Origin of the sequence: Peribacillus sp. NPDC006672 (assembly GCF_050274955.1) — a bacterium.
GTDB lineage: Bacteria > Bacillota > Bacilli > Bacillales > DSM-1321 > Peribacillus.
Genome location: NZ_JBNNOR010000001.1, coordinates 1 through 19860 on the forward strand (window position 1 = coordinate 1; position 19860 = coordinate 19860).

At 39.9% G+C, this 19860-nt stretch carries 19 protein-coding genes; 9 read left to right on the forward strand and 10 right to left on the reverse strand.

Annotation, left to right across the window (positions count from 1 at the left end; all coding sequences use genetic code 11):
- Window positions 1-380: 380 nt before the first annotated feature.
- A complete protein-coding gene (locus tag ACQKKK_RS00005) occupies window positions 381-1352 on the reverse strand; it encodes a DMT family transporter (protein ID WP_427613119.1) in 972 nt (323 codons plus the stop codon).
- 533 nt (window positions 1353-1885) lie between these two features.
- Here ACQKKK_RS00005 and ACQKKK_RS00010 point away from each other — a divergent pair.
- A complete protein-coding gene (locus ACQKKK_RS00010; protein ID WP_427613120.1) occupies window positions 1886-2170 on the forward strand; it encodes an AbrB/MazE/SpoVT family DNA-binding domain-containing protein in 285 nt (94 codons plus the stop codon).
- A 64-nt stretch (window positions 2171-2234) separates the two neighbouring features.
- On the opposite strand, the gene ACQKKK_RS00015 is transcribed toward ACQKKK_RS00010, so the two are convergent.
- Window positions 2235-2672: a GNAT family N-acetyltransferase gene (locus ACQKKK_RS00015; protein WP_427613122.1), complete on the reverse strand. Its 438-nt coding sequence runs from the start codon at window positions 2670-2672 to the stop codon at window positions 2235-2237.
- A gap of 904 nt (window positions 2673-3576) precedes the next feature.
- Here ACQKKK_RS00015 and ACQKKK_RS00020 point away from each other — a divergent pair.
- The 3 genes from ACQKKK_RS00020 to ACQKKK_RS00030 are packed head-to-tail and all read left to right on the forward strand — an operon-like array spanning window position 3577 to window position 5155.
- Window positions 3577-4095, forward strand: a complete 519-nt coding sequence (locus ACQKKK_RS00020; protein WP_427613123.1) for a YfiT family bacillithiol transferase — start codon at window positions 3577-3579, stop codon at window positions 4093-4095.
- Between the two features lie 22 nt (window positions 4096-4117).
- Window positions 4118-4630 (forward strand): N-acetyltransferase family protein, encoded by a 513-nt coding sequence (locus ACQKKK_RS00025; RefSeq protein WP_427613125.1) that lies wholly within the window; start codon window positions 4118-4120, stop codon window positions 4628-4630.
- Window positions 4631-4669: 39 nt separating this feature from the next.
- Window positions 4670-5155, forward strand: coding sequence for an SRPBCC family protein (locus ACQKKK_RS00030; RefSeq protein WP_427613127.1), 486 nt, complete (start codon window positions 4670-4672; stop codon window positions 5153-5155).
- Window positions 5156-5304: 149 nt separating this feature from the next.
- On the opposite strand, the gene ACQKKK_RS00035 is transcribed toward ACQKKK_RS00030, so the two are convergent.
- Complete coding sequence (locus tag ACQKKK_RS00035) at window positions 5305-5700, reverse strand: winged helix-turn-helix transcriptional regulator (protein ID WP_427613129.1); 396 nt, start codon at window positions 5698-5700, stop codon at window positions 5305-5307.
- Between the two features lie 137 nt (window positions 5701-5837).
- Between ACQKKK_RS00035 and ACQKKK_RS00040 the strand changes: the two genes are divergently transcribed.
- From ACQKKK_RS00040 to ACQKKK_RS00060, 5 genes are all read left to right on the forward strand, one after another.
- Complete coding sequence (locus ACQKKK_RS00040; protein WP_427613130.1) at window positions 5838-6356, forward strand: DJ-1/PfpI family protein; 519 nt, start codon at window positions 5838-5840, stop codon at window positions 6354-6356.
- Window positions 6357-6825: 469 nt separating this feature from the next.
- A complete protein-coding gene (locus tag ACQKKK_RS00045) occupies window positions 6826-8907 on the forward strand; it encodes a methyl-accepting chemotaxis protein (RefSeq protein ID WP_427613131.1) in 2082 nt (693 codons plus the stop codon).
- Between the two features lie 277 nt (window positions 8908-9184).
- Window positions 9185-10540, forward strand: a complete 1356-nt coding sequence (locus ACQKKK_RS00050) for an arsenic transporter (protein ID WP_427613132.1) — start codon at window positions 9185-9187, stop codon at window positions 10538-10540.
- Between the two features lie 24 nt (window positions 10541-10564).
- On the forward strand, window positions 10565-11230 hold the full coding sequence (locus ACQKKK_RS00055) for a DUF2642 domain-containing protein (protein ID WP_427613134.1): 666 nt from the start codon (window positions 10565-10567) through the stop codon (window positions 11228-11230).
- A 780-nt stretch (window positions 11231-12010) separates the two neighbouring features.
- Window positions 12011-13213 carry an NlpC/P60 family protein gene (locus ACQKKK_RS00060; RefSeq protein ID WP_427613135.1) on the forward strand — a complete coding sequence of 401 codons (1203 nt, stop codon included), beginning with the start codon at window positions 12011-12013 and terminating at the stop codon, window positions 13211-13213.
- A gap of 63 nt (window positions 13214-13276) precedes the next feature.
- On the opposite strand, the gene ACQKKK_RS00065 is transcribed toward ACQKKK_RS00060, so the two are convergent.
- The 7 genes from ACQKKK_RS00065 to ACQKKK_RS00095 all read right to left on the reverse strand — a co-directional run bounded on the left by ACQKKK_RS00065 (window position 13277) and on the right by ACQKKK_RS00095 (window position 19822).
- On the reverse strand, window positions 13277-13900 hold the full coding sequence (locus ACQKKK_RS00065; protein WP_427613137.1) for a poly-gamma-glutamate hydrolase family protein: 624 nt from the start codon (window positions 13898-13900) through the stop codon (window positions 13277-13279).
- An 85-nt stretch (window positions 13901-13985) separates the two neighbouring features.
- Complete coding sequence (locus ACQKKK_RS00070) at window positions 13986-14135, reverse strand: CapE family protein (RefSeq protein WP_427613139.1); 150 nt, start codon at window positions 14133-14135, stop codon at window positions 13986-13988.
- Between the two features lie 70 nt (window positions 14136-14205).
- Window positions 14206-15786, reverse strand: coding sequence for a gamma-glutamyltransferase family protein (locus ACQKKK_RS00075; protein ID WP_427613141.1), 1581 nt, complete (start codon window positions 15784-15786; stop codon window positions 14206-14208).
- 70 nt (window positions 15787-15856) lie between these two features.
- Window positions 15857-17158, reverse strand: coding sequence for a CapA family protein (locus ACQKKK_RS00080; protein WP_427613142.1), 1302 nt, complete (start codon window positions 17156-17158; stop codon window positions 15857-15859).
- Window positions 17159-17168: 10 nt separating this feature from the next.
- Window positions 17169-17618, reverse strand: coding sequence for a poly-gamma-glutamate biosynthesis protein PgsC (gene pgsC / locus ACQKKK_RS00085; protein WP_427613144.1), 450 nt, complete (start codon window positions 17616-17618; stop codon window positions 17169-17171).
- Between the two features lie 15 nt (window positions 17619-17633).
- A complete protein-coding gene (pgsB, locus tag ACQKKK_RS00090; protein WP_427613146.1) occupies window positions 17634-18815 on the reverse strand; it encodes a poly-gamma-glutamate synthase PgsB in 1182 nt (393 codons plus the stop codon).
- Between the two features lie 794 nt (window positions 18816-19609).
- The gene (locus tag ACQKKK_RS00095; RefSeq protein WP_427613147.1) at window positions 19610-19822 is read right to left on the reverse strand and encodes a hypothetical protein; all 213 of its coding nucleotides are present in this window, start codon (window positions 19820-19822) and stop codon (window positions 19610-19612) included.
- Window positions 19823-19860 lie beyond the last annotated feature (38 nt).

The window sequence follows — 19860 nt, forward strand, 5'->3', positions numbered from 1 at the left end:
TTTCAAGATTTTTCATTCCTTTCTTATTCAAGAATATGGCCCAAGTGTTGAATAAAGATCAAACAGCACTCTTCAACTAAACTGCCCCGTTAGTTTAAGTACATTTCTTCACAATCTTATAGTGATATTACCATAAATATCCAATAAAAAATCATCTCACCTCTAAGAAACCTATAGAGGTGAGATGATTTTAATCAAACTTTTTTACAAAGCTACATCTATTGCAAAAAGTTTAATGATAAAAATGGATGGTGAGCTTTTTGCCACTTTAAAATCATCAATTTATCATGACTTGTCAATGGAAAAAAGAACGTAGTCAGTTTCTGTTTTCAGGTCGAAAAAGCCCCGAAATCTTATCCGGGGCTTTTTTGACTTTTTATTTAGGCACTCACTGTCCGTTTCCGGGATGAACCTTCTTTTTTATGTGATACATAGCTATGAAGGATCATTCCTATGATAACGATAAAGATACCGAACCACGATAACGGAGAAGGAATCGGTAACGATAGGAATAGTAATTCGCCAGCTAAGGCAAAAAGCACCTCCATTGATTGAGTAGCTTCAACTGAAGCTAATTTCTGCATATTTCCACTTACCAAATCAGTCGCTTTGAAAAAAAGGACCGTGGCAATGACACCAGAAAATAGTGCTACCAAAAGGGATTGAAAACTCTGCATCTTCGTCGGAGCTCCTACTGTATAAAAACCGTACAATGAAAGCAGAAACCAGAAAGGCAGACTCGCCAACGTCATTCCTAGTACACGTTGATAAGCATCTAAACGTCCTTCGGATACTTCCATCATTTTGCGATTTCCCAAAGGGTATGCAAACGAGGCGATGACGATGGGGATCACTCCCAACCAGAGATTGGCCATTGAAATGTGCTTGGTGTGTTCCAGTTGCATCAGGATGATCCCAAGCAGAATGATCATGGACATGAGGAGGCCTTTCATAGAAACCTTACCTCTTTGCTTTTCGAGCCCATTTTTTGTTTGGACATTTTCAAAAAATAGCGGGGCAAGTAAAGCACCCGAAATAATCGTGATTTGCCAAGTGCCGGCGATTAGCCAGCCAGGTGAGTAGGCGGATGCAAAGCATAAAGGAGCATAGAACAACCCAAATCCTACAAAACTCCAAAGCAACCAAGGTCCCGGCCGTTCTCTCATCACCCGTAAAAGAGGGCGCAGGTTTTTTCTGCTTAATACGATACACAGCAGAAAAGGCACCATAAAGATATACCGAAGCGATGCACTCCATATCCAACTTCCACCAGACAACTCCATGGATTGATTTAAAACAAACGTGAATGCAAAAAAGAAAGCAGAACAAATACCTAATATAATCGGACGCAATTGACTCACCTCAATCTGTTTAATGAGCCAGTAATTAGCCAAGACTTTTTAAGTGTGGCAATCGTTTCGGCTTTCTTCTTACTATAAAAGACTTTAAAACATTAAGTATCACGTTCCACTGCATCAAAGGCAGAAGAAAAGGTTTTCAGAATATTAAAATCAATCAATTTAAATTGTCCTTCAAATGCAAAAGAAAATCAACTGGATTCTTTTAGACTAGTGATATTCCTTCCCTATAATTCGACATGGAATGATGGGAGTCGTTGTTGAAAAGAAAATGGAAACGTTGTAAATTTAATTATAAAATTAGTAATAAATACCATTAGTATAAACAGAAAATAGCGGTATGACGGGCTTTATGAAGGATTTACTAAAATATAATATAAAAATGTTATAGAGGCAGATAATATATGAAGATACGAGAATTGACGAATATGGTAGGGAGTGGTATCTTTATAAGTGCAAATAATGTCGAATGTTGACGAAATATATATAGAAGCAACATTCGAAAGAAAATTAGTGAGGTAAATTAAATGAAATCTACAGGTATTGTACGTAAAGTTGACGAATTAGGACGGGTAGTCATTCCAATTGAATTACGCCGTACATTAGGAATTAATGAGAAAGACGCTTTGGAGATTTACGTAGAACAAGAGCGTATAATCCTTCAAAAATATAAACCAAACATGACTTGTCAAGTAACAGGTGACGTTTCCGATGACAATATGAAACTTGCTGACGGTAAATTAATACTTAGCGCTGAAGGTGCTGAACTTCTTATTAAAGAAATTCAAGCCAGCCTGGTAACTGCTAAATAATTAGTTTTCTAGATGAATATAAAAAAGTGTAGGGAAAAGAAAATTTTCCCTACACTTTTTTATATTAAATGGTGAAATGATAAAAATGATTCGATTCACGAACGAAACCAATTTTCTCGTAAAGTTTTTGTGCGTTTACATTATCCTTGCCTGTCTCGAGTAAAACCCCGTTGGCACCTGTTTCCCGTGCGAAAGTGATGGCCGCCTTCAATAACTCCTCGCCAAAACCTTTTTTGCGGGCGGACTCCTTCACGAATAAATCGTTCAATACCCATGACCGCACCATATTTACAGATGAAAAGGAAGGGTATAATTGAACAAAACCAATAGGATTCCCTTCTTCAAATGCCATAAAAACCACAGACTCTCCATTCGTCAGTCTTTCTCTTAAAAACTCCCTTGCACGTTCAGGATCGGATGTTTGCTCATAAAACACTCTGTATAAATCAAAAAGTTCTGTCAGAGATTCAAGCTCAAGTACTGTCGCTTTCTGAATGCTCATATGTGGACCCCCTATTGCTAGAATACTCTTAATTTACCATTTATTTACGGTTTATGATATAGATCCCGCTGAAAAATGAATAGTTCTAACGCAAACTGAATTTTTTCATAACCAAGAGGGCTTTTAAACACAAAATGAGCAGCAAACTCATGAAATAAGAGCGTTTACTCGTGAAAAAAGTCGATTTACTCGTGAAATTGGGTCAAATACTCGTGAAAAAAGAGGATTTACTCGTGAGTTTGAGTCAAATACTCGTGAATTGATGTTTACGCGCATGAATGAGCAGCAAACTCATGAGATAAGAGCGTTTACTCGTGAAAAAAGTCGATTTACTCGTGAGTTTGGGCCATTTACTCGTGAAAAAAGAGGATTTACTCGTGAGTTTGGGTCATTTACTCGTGAGTTTGAATCAAATACTCGTGAATTGATCTTTACGCGCATGAATGAGCAGCAAACTCATGAGATAAGAGCGTACTCGTGAAAAAAGTTGATGTACTTGTTATTGAGCATTAACAATAGTATTGGGCACTACAATCATAAATTCTCTTTTCTTCATTATTGCAGTGGTTTAGCTTCTAAACCTCCAGCGTTAAGGCCAATTGATAAAAAGAAGATGCTAAGGGTTTGTATTGAACTAATAATTTTCTTCATGATGATCCTATCCCATTTCATTGTTTAAAAGAACGGGATTGATTAACATGCCATTATTCATGGATGCTAAATGTGGGAAATAGTATACTGATTATGATATGGATGAATATTCCTGAGCGAGTCGAGATAGGCTGCAGGGTGGATTAATTAGAAAAGCGATCAAGATCAAATTAAGGATTGCAAGTATAAAGGACTTGTCAGCATCGATAAAGAATATATATGGATGCATTGAACATAAAGGGGGAGAATGAAGATGGATTTGAGATACCCGATTGGAAGGTTTCAGTTTGATGGGGAAATTACTAGTGGTGTGGCCGAGGGCTGGATCAAGGAGATTGAAGCTTTGCCTGGAATGCTGCGGGAGGCAGTAGGTAGCATGGATGATGAACAGCTTGACACGGCTTATCGTCCTGGAGGATGGACGGTCCGCCAAGTCGTGCATCATGTTGCTGATAGTCATATGAATGCATATATTCGCTTTAAATGGGCCCTTACGGAAGAAAGCCCGGTCATTAAACCGTATGAGGAGGGGCGATGGGCAGAGCTGCCCGATTATGATTTACCGATTGAAATTTCTCTATCACTAATCGAAGCTGTACATATCCGCTTATACAAACTTTTATCGGTCCTTCATGCAGACGACCTGAGCAGAACATTCATCCATCCTGATTCGGGAGAGGTGACAGTCGGTGAAAATATAGGTATTTATGCATGGCACGGACGCCATCATCTAGCTCATATTACTTCTTTATCAAAGCGCCAGGGATGGTAAATCTTGAAAGGTTGTGATTACTGTGAATGCAAAAGTGAAAATCGAACAATTAACATCACTCCGCGACCACATTAATGAACTTTCCGACCTTTTGGTGCAAGTGGTGGATGATGGCGCGTCCATTGGTTTTTTACCTCCGGTGAAACGTTCTGAGGCCATTGATTATTGGGATGGTGCCCTAAATCCTGATGTGATTCTGTTTGTCGCGAAATTACAAGGTGAGATAGTCGGGAGCGTACAGTTACATGTATGTTCAAAGCAAAACGGCGGCCATCGTGCGGAGATTGCAAAGTTAATGACGCATACTGGTTATAGACGAAATGGCGTAGGGCGTTCACTCATGCTAGAGGCTGAGAAGAGGGCCAAGCAGGAGGGACGGACATTATTGGTCCTTGATACAAGGGAAGGGGATCCTTCGAACTCCCTGTATACTTCATTGGGATATATTCAGGCAGGCAAGATTCCTGATTATGCGAAGTCTGCAAATGGTGAATACCATCCGACCATTTTTTATTATAAAAATAAGATCAAGTAGGCCGGAACATTTGGACGAATTGAATGAGGAGGAATGTATATGCAAGCTGCAATCGAAAAAGAAGGAAATGGAATTATCGCAAGATTCGATCGCCAGCTCGATCATTCGGTGGAAACGGTATGGGGTGCTTTAACTGAGAATGATCAGGTGGAAAAGTGGATGTCCAACTTGGAAATGCAGGACCTTCGAAAAGACGGGACCATAAAATTCAATATGAATGATGGGTCAGGGGAATCCTTTGATATGAAGATCAGGGACTTCCGGGAATCTGCCGTTTTAGATTTTGAATGGGGTGACGGCTGGGTTCGTTTCGAGGTATCCCCTGAAAAGGAGGGTTGCTCATTAGTATTGAAAGAATCCATCCGGCCAGTTAATGATCATACATCAAAAGATTTGGCAGGCTGGCATGTGTGCCTAGATATGTTAAGTGATTTACTGGATGGTCAATATAAGGATTTTCCAATGGATGAATGGGAAAAATGGCATAAGGAATATACGGTCGCCGTCAAACGTCTTGATGGATGAATGGCATGCAAGCTGATACATAAGGATTATAATAGGTGCAATATGTCAGCCATTCCCCATAGGTGGGCAATCGCTTTTATGGAAATGATCAGCATTTAAAATCAGCAGACCGGCATTTCATCAGTCGGTCTGCTTTTATATTAAATGAATTATTTGTTCGGATCATTTTCAATGGTACCCATTTCTTGTTTAATTTCATTCATTCTGTTTTTTCCCCATTCATACATCATTTCAACGATTGGCAGCAAGGTCATTCCAAGGTCGGTCATGGAATATTCAACTTTTGGAGGGATTTCAGGATATACTTCCCGATGAACCACACCATCTTCCATAAGTTCACGCAATTGATTTGTTAAGATTTTATGGGATATTTTTGGGAAAAGCCTTTGGAGATCACTGAATCGGTGTGGGCCTTCTACACCTAAATGCCATAAAATGACGATTTTCCATTTGCCGCTGAAAATGGATAAAGTAAGTTCTTTTTCGCAGTTATAATGGCCGTTTAAGATTTTTTCTTTGATTTCATCTCTTAATGTTTCTGACATGGACTTTAGCTCCTTTTTTATTTTACCAGTAACCTATAGGTAACCTGCGCACATTAAAGTGCGTTCTTCACAGTGCCGATAACCAGCGATACAATATGGATAGTCATAGAGACAATCGAATTTAGGAGGCAATATATATGAGTAAAAAAGCATTACTAATTATACCACCAGAACGCTTTAATGAAGATGAATTATTTCAGCCAAAAGAAGTTTTGGAAAACGCAGGAGTGGAAGTGACGATAGCCAGTACGAAAACTGGTGAAATAACTGGTGACTATCAAGGAAAAGCAACGGCTGAAGTGATCTTTTCTGACGTCTCAGCCAGTGATTATGATGCAGTGGCTGTAATTGGAGGATCTGGTACGAACGATCATCTATGGGGCAACCAAGAATTGCAAAGCTATTTGAAACAAGCGCATGCGCAAAAGGTTCTTGTAACGGGAATTTGTGCAGGATCTGTAACTGTAGCGAAAACGGGTTTACTTTCTGGTCGAAAAGCTGCTTGTTACCCAGTTGATGTTCAAATTGACGAATTGAAGGCTAATTCCGTTGAATATGCTGAACAGCACGTCGTTGCACATGATGATATCATCACTGGTGATGGCCCGGATGGCGCTAAAGAGTTTGGAGAAAGCTTAGCTGCAGCGTTACGCTAATTCCGATTTTTACTGAATAACCCTATTATTACCCATTTGACCCTTGGATTCTACAGAATCCAAGGGCTTTTTTGATGCATCAAAATTGGAAACCGCTTTCAAATCATCATACTTCAAAGCCTTGGATAGATTCGTGAACGTCTAATGGAGTGAAATAATTAGGGCGGAATATGGAAAATGTCAGCGGATTGAAGTCATGAAAATAATAGTGAATTAGTCCAAAAAATCTTGATATAGGCAGTTTTAGCACTATTTGGAACGATTGAATGCAATTGCGGGTGAATGAGGAGTTCTTTGGACCTGTTATTTTATCACGAATTGGTAATTGACAATGGGAAAATAGGTATATAGTATGTTTATATGGAAAAATAAAGTAAATGGCCGTGAATAAGGATGGGTCCATTTTGATCTTAGATTGAACTTTGTTTTCACAGCAAGGTGCTGGTCAAATAAAAGGAGGAAATTATTAATGGGAAGTTCACCGATTAACAAGAAAGAAAAAGTAAAGAGAAGGATATCGCTCCGGATAAAATGGTTATTATTTATATGTACATCCGTTTTTCTTGCTATAGTCGTATCCGTTTCAATAATGGGGGTAAAAGTAACTTCCATTTTTAAAGAAGATAGTATATCCATCAACAAAAGCTCGGCCCAAAATGCAGCGGCGCAAATCAATTTGAGCGTTGCCACGTATGAAAATTCGCTGGAGCAATTATCACAGCTAATTTCCAATCAGATCAAGAATGGTGATTCAGTCAAGGATATCCAAAAAACGATAGGGGCATTTCAAAAGAACAATGAAGATTTAATTTCTGTTTATTTTATGGATGGATCGGATGGTTCCTTGTATGCTTCGCCCCAAATGGATTTCAATCAGGATGCAAGGGAGACTAAGACCTATACGCAGCTAACCGAAAGACCCGAAACGAAATGGATGGATGTGTATAAGGATAATGCTTCAGGGACAATCATGACTTCCGTTGTCACTCCTGTTATATTGGACGGGAAAATGGCAGGGGCCTTGGGTTATGATATTGACCTCTCGACAATCGGGAAAATGAGGGCCAATATCGAAAAGGATTCTACTAGCAATCTGGTAATAATGGATTCACAAGGTTTTATTGTGAGTTCCTTCATCAAGAATATGGACGGAAAGAATGTGAATCCTGAAAAAAGCGGCATGGAAGAGGGGGTGGAGGATTACATTAAGGACACTTACCGATTCAATTCAGAGTTCAAGTGGGTGGCCGACATATATAATGGGGCGGACAAGGAGAATCAATCCTTGAAGTTGGATGAAGAAGATTATACAGCTGAATTGAGTACGGTCCCTGAAGTGAAGTGGAAAGTGTTGGCACTCACTCCAGACAAAATACTGCAATCCAAGCTGGCTGATATTAATAGAATCGTATTGATATCAGGTATTTTAGGCCTCTTATTCGGGACGGTATGTGCTCTTTATCTAGCAGGAAAGTTAATGAAAATCATGGCTGAATTCCAAAAAGTCATAGAAAAGACGGCGAGTGGGGATTTAGTGACCGAATTTGCCTTTAAATCCAATGATGAGATTGGGGACTTAAGTAAAAGCTATAACTCGATGCTGGCGAAATTAAGAGGATTGGTTGCCAAGGTAAACGGCAATGCGGAATTGGTGACAAACGCAAATGCCGGCCTAAGCCAAATAGCTGCTGAAAATAGTACAGCCATTACAGATGTTTCCCGTGCGATAGAAGAGATTGCAGCGGGTGCATCGAATCAATCTGAACAAGTGGAGCACGGGGCGAGTACCATCCAGGTTCTTAGTGAAGAAATCGATGGGTTATCAAAACAATCGAGGGAGACCCAATCCGTTTTGGAACTTGCATCTGTAAAAATAGAATCAGGAAAACAGCAGGTCAGTGGTTTGGAAACTTCATACCGGAAATTGGAAGTGGCATTTACTGCAGTCACCAGCATGAGCTTAAGACTTGTAGAAAAATCAAAAACCATTTCAGATGTCACGAATGCCATTTCGAAAATATCGGAACAAACCAATTTGTTATCTTTGAATGCATCTATAGAAGCGGCCAGGGCAGGTGAGTCCGGCAAAGGGTTTGCTGTCGTGGCAAATGAAGTTCGGAGCTTGGCGGATGATTCAAAAGAAGCTACAAAAAACATTCAAGCAATCATCCAAAGCATTCTATCAGATACAGAGGAATTGCTGAAAACGACCAATGAAACGAATCAAATCAGCAAGGATCAGAAAAATGCCGTAATCACGGTAAGTGAAGCCATGAAAGAGCTGGAAGATTCTGTTGGCAGGATATCCAATTCGATTCAGGAAGAAACACGATCCATTGAAAGCATCAATCTACAAAAAGAAACGGTCGTTAAAGTGATAGAGGAAATAACCGCCGTATCTCAGCAAACGACGGCTTCATCAGAAGAAATTGCATCTTCAATGGAAGAACAAGCGGCTTCTTCCAATGAACTTGCGCAATATACGCAGCAGCTTACACAGTTAATAAATGATTTGGAGCAGACGCTGGGGGGATTCCAGATAAAGAATTAGAAGACCGGAAAACATAAGCTTTGCAAAAAGGGAGGCCACTAAAGTGGTTTCCCCTTTTTCGTGGGTTCGATGGACCGCCATTCTATCATTCTGTAGGCACTTAACCATGAGTCTTGGAAAGGGGCATCTCTCTTTAGTGGACAAAATAACTAGAAGTACAAAGGTACAATTTGGAGGGACTGGTTAAGTATCCATGCCTTTTTTACAAAGGGGAATAGTATATAGGAATCGGACAAGTAGGGTCCAATGGCCCAAGGCCCAAAAAGGGGAGAACAACATGCATTTCGAAATTGGAATGACTATTTTGGTGTTCGTCATGACAATGATAGTTATATTATGGAGGCCAGGAGGAATAAATGAAGCATGGCCAGCTTCAATCGGTGCTGTGATAATTTTGCTGACTGGCATAGTATCCCATGACGATATTTTGGATATTATCAATAAAATCGGGGGCGCATCGATTACCATCATGGCAACGATTGTCATGGCTGTTATCTTGGAAAGTTTTGGATTTTTTCACTGGGCGGCTGCAAGACTTGCCATCCTTGCAAGAGGATCGGGGTATCGCCTGTATTGGTACATTCAATTATTGTGTTTTTTAATGACCCTGTTATTCAATAACGACGGCAGCATCATGATTACGACCCCCATCTTGATCTTACTTCTGAAAAATCTCAGATTAAAACCGCATGAGGCCATCCCGTATCTTTTGAGTGGGGCATTGATTGCAACAGCTTCAAGTGCGCCTATTGGCGTGAGTAATATTGTTAATTTAATCGCATTGCAAATCGTGCATATGACGCTTTATATGCATACTGCCATGATGTTTGTACCTGCTACTGTGGGGTTGGTCTTCATGTCATGGTTGATGTTCGTAGTGGTCAAGAAAAAATTGCCTAAGAAATTACCGAATATTTCTTATGACATTGAGGAAAGTTTCTTCACTAAGAATTTCCATCCTTTAAAGGGGAAAATGACGGTTGAAACAAAAAGGCAACGCACAAAGTTCATGTTGAAAGTATTGCTCTATGTGTTCGTGGTGCGCTGTTTACTCTTTGTAGCTTCTTACTTTTCCATTCCAATTGAGTGGGTTGCTGTACTTGGTTCTTTATCTTTACTGGTCTGGAGATGGTATCATTTACGGACAAATCCTGTCGATATCTTAAAAAAGACCCCATGGCACATCCTGATATTCGCATTCTCCATGTATGTCATCATTTATGGTCTCCACAATGTAGGACTTACAAACATACTTGTAGAGATATGCGAACCGATTGTTAACCAAGGGTTAATGAGTGCGAGCCTTGTCATGGGAGGATTGGTTTCAATCCTATCAAACATCTTCAACAATCATCCAGCATTAATGATAGGCACCATTACCTTAACGGAAATGGGACTTGATCCAATCACCTTAAAAACCATCTATCTAGCTAATATAATCGGTAGTGACATGGGATCATTGTTATTGCCCATCGGTACTCTTGCCTCGCTTATCTGGATGCATATCCTGAAACAGAACAAAATGAAAATAAAGTGGAAAGATTATTTAAGCGTATCCCTGATAGTCATACCCATAACAACAGTGGTGACACTGCTATTATTATATTATTGGGTGCAAATGATTTTTAGCTGAATTAACCCCTAGGAGGAGATAGTAATGAGTGATGCTGCTGCATTACTGGGTAAACAGATTGATGTTCAACTCTCAGGAAAAAAAACTTTCAAAGGAATTCTGACTGATCTGAGCACGGATATTCTAGTGTTGTTCAATGGACAGCGGTATTTGTATTTTCCAATGCTGCATGTCCATAGATTCAATCTGAGTACAGAGATTGATAACGAGATTAAATATCCTATTGAGTCCCCCATGATGGAAGAGATGGCGTCCATTTCCTATCGTAAAACACTAATGAATGCAAAAGGGGTTTTTTCAGAAATCCATGTTGCGGGGCATATTCCTTTACACGGTTATATCACAAATGTTTTCAATGATTACTTTGCGTTCTACTCGCCTGTATATAAAATGATGTATGTATCGCTGCACCACCTTAAATGGCTTACTCCGTATTATCAACATGCCACACCCTACACCCTCAATAAAGAGAGTTTCCCCATCAATCCAACAGGTGTGCCAATGCTTCGTTCTTTGGAAGACCAATTAAAGAAAAATGCAGGAAAACTTGTAGTATTTGATGGGGGAGACGATCCTATGAAAATCGGTGTGCTTAAAAAGGTTGAAAACAACTTGGCTGAGTTAACGACAGCTCCTGGGAATAATGTGTTTTTGAAGCTTTCACATATTAAGACCGTGTATATGCCTTAGATTAATAGAACTGAGGGGGAAGCCAATTATGCTTTCCCCTCAGTTTCATCTTCTGCTAGATGATGGGAGATACCAACGGATTCGGGTTCCTGTAAAACAAGTATTTCCTCTTGCTCCTTTTTAGAGCTTGCCAAGCTTAAAGAGTAGTTCATCTGGTTACAGCAAGGCCTGTTTATACCACCAAACCTCAAATCCGTTTCCTCTCCACTGCTATGTTGCCTATCTTTAATTGCCTGCCGGTCTTTCTCTCTGTCAGTTTTATCAAGATGTTCACTCCAATGCCGTTAGGCTGTTCATAAATAGGGCGAGCGGTATATGTACCACGTTATCATGACTGGGATAAACACCGATGACGTTCGATCTTCACGGTTAAAGGACCGCGGGCGTACAAATAAATAAATAAATTTCGCTGTTCCATAATCCTTTGGATTGCTCCGATTTCCAACGTATTATCCACTATGCACTTTCCTTATCTCATACGCTTTCAAAATACCTCCATTTTTAAAAGGATTATTTTGAAAGCGATTCCATTAAATTGCTCGTATGGGCATAATGGTTCATTTCAGAACGTATTATAGAGTATGATCATAAAAAAATGATTTTATCTTAAAAAAATAGGCTAAAAGTTATATGTGTTTTGTCCGATAACACTATTGTAGTGAGCAAAAAGATTCGCTTTTCCATATGATGGTAGGTCAAAAGATTCACGAAAGGGTTTATTTTACTTTTTTTGAAAATAGTGAATTTTAAAATATTTCAACGTATAAAGGAAGGGTTAAAATGTTTAAAGGAAGATTAAGCTATATGGTAATTTTATTGGTATTTATGGTTAGTTTCACGTTTTTACCTGGTTTAAAGGTCGAGGCGGCAGATCATGTGCACACTGTAATTTCTAACGAAACGGTGGAATCGATTGCCAAGACTTATGATATACCGACGGAGCAATTAATGAAGACGAATGGTTTACCGGATGATCAGTTATATGTGGGCCAAAAGTTGACGATCATTCAAACGGCTTATACTCCTTCCATTTATCAATGGTCGGAGAGAGGAAAACAAATTGCGAATTATGCGAAATCCTTTGTAGGGTTTAAAAAGACAGCAGGAGAAGAAACGCCTGAAAAAGGGTTTGATTCCAGCGGACTGATTCATTGGGTGCTTTCCCGGCAAAGTGTGCCCATCGACCGTTTGACAGTAGATGGCTTTTATAAGCAAGGGATGGATACCACAACTCCGAAAACTGGAGATATTATATTCTTTCTGGAAAAAGACAGCTTAAAAGTTGTGACTGCAGGTATTTATCTCGGTGAAAACCAATTTGTCAATTCCGGATATGGTGCAGAAACGGTTCAGGTGAGATCCAGCACAGAAAATTATTTTGCAAAATATCAAGTTGAGTATAAAACATACACTCCTAAAGGTGAACATATCGTCCAAAATGGTGAAACGCTTAAAAGTATTTCGGAAAAGTATGGCATTTCCATGAATACGATTAAAAATCGTAACGCTTTACCGACTGATGAGTTGATGCAAGGACAGTATCTACAACTATACAGCAACCCGTTGTATCCGTTTTATGTAGACCAAGAAGCTGCATATGATAAAGCATATGATGTCATTAAGTATGGATACACCCTACGCGGATTCCCCTTTGTTTTCGGGGAAGAGGATCCGATGATCGGAATGGATTGCAGCGGCTTCATCTATTGGGTCATGAAAGAGCAGGGCCTTTCAGTAAAACGGGGTTCCGCAGCGAACTACTTCTCATTGCTGCCCAAAATCGAAGAACCAAAGGCAGGGGATTTAGTATTTTTTAGGGATACAGGTACAAGGCTGGGCGTGACCCATGTAGGCATTTTCCTAGGGGATGGCCGTTTTCTCAATACAACGGAAAAAGCAGGCGTTCATATTTCCAACCTTTCGTCAGGTTATTGGGCCGAGAAGTTCGAAGGTTTCGGTCAAGTTGAAAGCCTTATGAACTAAGAAGAATAGGAAGCCTGCTTGATTGTTTCTGGTAGTCTCTTTTTAAAAAAGACGATAGGAAGATCATTCAACCTGTTTATATTCCAGAGTCGCTTTTTCAAGGGCACGAACGAACCGATTAAAAAGATCCAATGGATTTACCCTGTTTTTACTGGTAAAGTCATTACCTTTGAATAAGCTTTTTCTAAGCTTCGTGGAAAGTTCCAATTGCACGCCTGCACCCGTTTTGGATGTGTTGGTGATGTTGTTTCTATTCAAGCCTGAAAGGTGCTGCGGTGCGTCTTCAGTTTGAAATCCAGCTTCATTGAGTGAATGCTGAATCAAGTTCTTATAGGGCTCATTCCGTCCTCCAATGTACACCAGCGCGTTATGTACGTCGTAGTGGCCATGGATGGAAAGGGTGGTCTGTGCGTTCGCTGCCATTGAAACGCCGATCGGTTCATTGAATAAGTTGGATGTTATATGAAGTACCTGATTCCCCCTTGGTTTAAGACCTTCGAATAGGTATGTGCTTGCACAAAGCCTTTCTCCAAGGGCGGCAGCAATTTCGCTAGTGCCTGGTTCGATATTCCCGCCATGTATGGCTAAGACTGCAATATCAGGTATCCTATGATGAACGATGATGCGGTAATCGAGGTATTCGTGTTCATTTTGCTGCAGTTCAGCAAAATCAGTATAGCTTTTCATGATTATCCTCCCGTATTTGTAGCCAATTTACATTCTATACCCTTTGAAAGCAAAAATAAAAAAAGCGGGGTTGCCCCAGCTTTTTTTATTTTTCGATAGTCGTATATTGTTCTATTTTCTGTTGCTCGTCGGGTGTTAAAGTTTCCGTGCGTTTGAACATATTCATGGTTACAAGCAGGGCTGCTATAAGAACAACAGGTATAACCCAGCTTGTTATTTTTTTTACGATATTCATATTCTAAGTCCCCTTATGCATTACTAAAATTCATATGGTGTTCGAAAGGAGAGGCTTGATAAGCATTTTATTACTGCGCTTTCCAGCTTCCATTTCTTCTTTTATCCCCAGCTCCGGATAGTCGTCCGTCTTTCTCGTTTTTAACGAGTACTTGAACCCCGCCATAAAACATGGGGGAAATCTTCTGAATAACTTCATATCCTGAATCTTCCAAGTTGGATATTATTTCATTCGAAAGCCTGGATTCCGTATAAATTTTCTTTCCATCAAAGACGAACCGATTACGGTCGATGATATCCTGAAATGAGCCTTCATTCTCTGTATATGAATAAAGGACCTGCATCAATACTTGAGGAATCCTATCACCACCGGGTGAGCCGATTCCAATCGATTCCTTCCCTGGTTTCTTGAGAATGGTTGGGGCGGTGAAAGTTCTTGACCGTTTATATGCCTCTTGAGAATTCAGGCCGGAACGGAAATTTTTCAATTGATCGTTAAGGAAAAAGCCATTCGTATAGTCACCAGATCCGAAAAAGTTACTGAGCGTATTTGTTGCGGAAACGACAGTTCCATATTTGTCCATGATCACAAAATGTGTCGTGCTTTCATGTTCTTCGGAACCATTCGCTTCTTTATTTTCCCAACTTTCACTTTTGATCTTATTTTTAAGATTATTCAAGTGAATGGGTGAGAGCAACTGTTCAGCCTTAGAGTGACTTATTCCATCACCCGTATGTGCTGATCGATCTTGATAAGCGGTATTTGTGATGCCCCCCAGGATTTTCATATAATCTGATTTGCTTGAAGAATCACCTAGGTTCGTTTCCTCGGCGAGCTTTAACATTTCAAGAACTGTAATCCCGGAAAAGGGAGGAGGGGCGGTAAAAACGTCATAACCGGCAAATGTTCCTTGGACCGGCATACGTTCTTTCACCTCATAGCGCTTTAAATCCATCAAGTCGATGTCTGTTTTTCTTTTAATATCCCGTGCAATTTCCCCTTTATAAAAACCATCAGGACCTTCCTGTTGAATCTTCTTCAATGTTTCAGCAAGTCTTTTTTGGATGAGGGTTTTGCCTGGTTCAATGGCATCACCATCAGGATAAAAAAGTGAAGTGTTATCGGAATAGACCCTTGGCTGAGCTGCTTTTAAGCGTGATGATAACGGCCCGTCCACTTCAAACCCGCCTTCAGCCAAATCTATCGCCGGCTGAAGAAGGTCTGCCATTGGTACGCTCCCATACTTATCGCTTATAACCTGCATGCCGGCCACTAAGCCAGGAATCCCCGCATTGTGTCTTGGACTTGGGTCTTCCGGAGAGGATTCACGATAATCGATAAAAATAGGGTCTCCGGATTCAGGGGCAATCAGCATACCGCCGCCGCCACCCACGCCAGATCCAAAAGGTTCGACTACACCTAATACATAGGATACCGCAATTGCGGCATCAGCCGCCGTTCCGCCGTTATCCAATATTTCCATCCCGACATCTATTGCGATTGAGTTTGAAGCACTGACCCCATATGATTGTTCCGTTTTACTCTTGATCGGATCATTCGTGTCAGAAATAGGGGGTGTCTTCGAACATCCAGCTAAATATATGAGCATGCAAAGGGAAATGAATACTTTTCCCGTCATACTGTTAATCATCGATTTTTCCCCCTGTTAGGTTGAGCTTCCAAGTTGTTTCACTTTTCACATAGTAGTATCCAATCGTTCCTTACTGAATGGGTTGTATGTTCTGTTGTACAGGTTTTACTTCTTTTTTCTCTTGTGCTGCTTTCTTTTCTTTCGCTGCTTTTTCTTCTTGTGCAGCTTTCTTTTCTTTTGCAGCTTTTTCTTCTTGCTCACGTTGAGCCTTATGATCGATTACCTTCTTGTGATCCAATGTAATTTCGATATGATCTTCTTTTTTCGACCATTGGGTTTTTTCACTCGTTTCCTTCGTCAACTGACGGTAAACACGTGATTTGTCGATTGAAGAGGTAGCTGGCCTTGGTGTTGCTTCTTCAATTTGCAGTGGAACCACATCGACTGTAGCTTTTCCGTCTTCCGCTAAATGGTATTGAACCATGGCTGAATCCTTTGTGCGTGTCCAGCCTTGATCGAACACGAAGTTTCCTAAGCTATAGAAAATGATTCCATCTTTATAAACATCAAACGATTGAAGCACATGGGGGTGATGGCCGATGATGATATCAGCTCCTGCATCGATTATCGCTTTAGCCAATTCTGTTTGACGAGCGGTTGTTGATGTTGAATACTCTATTCCCCAGTGAACATTCACGACAACCAAGTCTGCATTGCCTTGCTTGTCATCCTTAGCTTTTTCAATCATTTCAAATAATAAATCAGGGTTGGTATTCAATATCCCGGCTTTATTACTTTTTGGCACGGCATCCTTACCGTAAACATCTGTGAAGCCAAGTGTTGCGACACGCACGCCATTAACATCCGCATAGTCGATGCTATTTTTAGCTTCGGCAGTGTTCGATCCAGCACCGACATAATGCATATCCGCAGTTTTGAATTCATCAAGCGTGTCAAGCAGTCCTCGTTCTTCGAAGTCCATCATATGGTTATTGGCCAAAGTCATCACTGAGAAGCCAGCATCTTTAACGGCTTTCACACCATCATTATTGGAGTTTAACCTGATGGCCGTGTCTGCTTCCTTGTAGTTGGATACCTCTTCTTTTAAAGCGGGATGTTCATAATTCCCACTGACATAGTCTGAATCGGTAAAATAGGGCTTCATATAACGGAAGAGGTAATCATACCCGTGCTTTTCCGTTACTTCATCAACAAAACGTCCCATCATCACATCACCGACCATTGTCATCGTCAATGGTTGATCAGTTTTTGAAGCGTTTGTTTTCACTTCTTCAGCCCGTCCCATCCAAGTGGTAATGACTAAAGCGATTAGTAATATAGGTAGTATGATTCCAGTGTATTTAAGATTCTTTTTCTTCGTGCGTTTAATAAAGATAAGTGTTTTTTCTTTTGCATTTAAAGTTCGTTTCATTTTTTGCACCTCAGAATAGGTAGTACACGTTCATTAATCCGAACGTTAAGCCGGATAATAAAAGCGTGCTGCCAAGTGTCAATGGCATTCCTTGTCTTTGAATGGTATTCGCTATCAAACCGGGTACGATTATACCGATTCCCCGAAACTCGAATATTTCAAATGGCATGACGGGATAGACTAAGTCCAATAGGAGTTTCAAGCAAATCCCGGTCACCATCATGGCTGCGAATTTTCTTCTTCCATATAAAATCACCCATCTTGAAAGGCCGTGAGTGACGATTAAATAAGTTACTATACTAATGGTCAAGATGACCAGCATGATTTCCCATTGATCAAATACTAATGCCAAATAACCTGGCACAATAAGTCCTGCGGGTACGACACCCGTTTTTTCTGAAAATATAAGGCTAAGCGTTACTCCCAGTACTAGGGCTACATATAAATCCGATCCAAACATTAAGGTTCCTCCTACTTAACTTGCTTTTTGCTTTGTTTTAGATTTCATGAATGCTTCAATTAATGGTTCCGCTGCGCCGTGTATATTCCCGACACCGTAGACGATGCGATTTTTCATCAATGGGCGAAGACGGGCCACGATTTCTTCAGTTGACCAGTTTTCCAAATCCCAATATTCTTTTGTATCCAAGTTACCTTGCTCGAATACCCTTGTTATTGGTGATGTGGTTTCACCAATGGCAATGACGATTGTAGATTTAATGTACGGCAATACATCTCTTGCAAACTGCTCTGTACGGTCCACACGGTCAGCACGGCAGTTCATGATGACGATAGGAGGTTCTGGGCTGTATCCGAACGTTTTGACACGCTCCCAGATGTTCAGCGTCGATGCCGCGTCGTTTGCAGCAAAGCCATTGACAAAGAAAGTTGGCTTGATTGGATCTCCAAACCTGGTGATCCGCATGGCCCCTGGATCGGGATGCGCATTTAACATGCCGCGAAAAGCTGTTTTTTCATCAATGCCTAAAGCTTCTGCAACGGCCAAAGCCAGTGATGCGTTATCCGGAAATACCATATAGTCGAATTCGCGCAAGAAATCTTCCGAAATTCTTGAATTATCTGCAACGATCACTTTTGAGTTGCGTTCTTTGGCAATTTTCTTGAAAAAGTCCAAATACTCACTTTCGATGGTAATCAAGTGACCATTATAGGGTATTGTAGCTGTAAAGGCTTCTGCAACCTCATCCATTGTCGGTCCCATGACATCCATATGGTCTTCTAGTACATTCACGATGACCCCAATGTTTGCTTGGATCATTTTATTTTGGAAGATTAATTGATAGTCAGGCTGAACGGCCATACATTCACAAACCAGTGCTTCCGTTCCTAAATCGGCAACTTCTTTAACTACACGCCGTTGTTCTCCAATGTTCGGTCCCTCTGGGCGGCGTTTAATTGGTTTTTCTTTGTCGGTAAACCAGTAGATCATTCTTGCTGAAGTTCCCGTTGTTTTACCTACTGTTTTGTACTTAGCTTCCTGGATCACACCTGTAATTAGACGCGTTACAGTCGATTTGCCTCGAATACCATTTACATTCACACGTACCGGAATGGAGTCGAGACGCTTCTGATGGCGTCTTTGTTCAAAGATGCCATAGCCAAGCAAAAAGATCGCACAAATAAATATTGGTGCCATTTTTTAACCTCTCTTTTTTTAAATATTTGATTTACTGAATACACACTACATGATTTTAAACTTAATAGGCAAGAGGCAATTATTCTATCGTAATATAATTTTTGTAAGCTTTTTGAAAAAAATGTATATAGGAGTGTAATAGTATCTAATGGAATAAAATGTTTTATGAGTACAAAGATATGGCTGAAAGTCGAGTAAAACCTTGATTTGTTTACACTAAATTATGGAAAGTTTAATAAAGACCCATTTTGAATAGAATTAAAATAGTTTTATAGGCATTTGAACCCGATTCTTACTGGCTATATTTGAATAATAAAGTGTTTTTAAAAGTGAGGTTTATTACACTTTATTGATTGTTTATACCCATTAAATTGACCAAAACGTAACAATATTTATGGATTTGTCATTCAATGTAAGATAGTACACCTATCGACTCATTTAGTTGGACTTATTTGAATATGAACAAAGATGAGTAAAAGAACACATCTCTTTTTTTTGAAAGTTTTGGGTTTTTTTCTAGAGAAATACCCATGGGCCTATAATGTGACCTTTACCTAAAACATGAAATAAACTAAAGTTAATCCAATTTTTTAAAAAATACCTAGTTACTTCTATTAATATAGTGTTAATAGAAGAATGAAAAATAAAAAAAGCTCAGAAGTATATCTGAGCTTTTGGCATGTATATTTTAAATGAATGATATGGGTAATGAATCTCCTTTATTCATGGAGAACCTGTGACGTTTGTAGGGTATGAACTGCAACATTAGTAGCTGATCATTTGAAGGGATCAGGTTAACTTGATTTCTTTCTGTCAGAAATTTCAATGTTGGGGCCTTTTTTACCGCCTTCAATCACATAAAGTCTAGGAGCTAATCTCCTTCTACCTTGATTTTCAGAATTCATCTTCATATAATTTTCGTATTCTTTGCGAAAGAAATCGTTGTTTTCCCGTTCGAGTGCTTTTCTTTCGTTAAAATCTGCTATGAATTTGAAAAAACGTTTCATATGAATTCCTCCTTATGGGGTTAAAAGGTCTTGGTTTA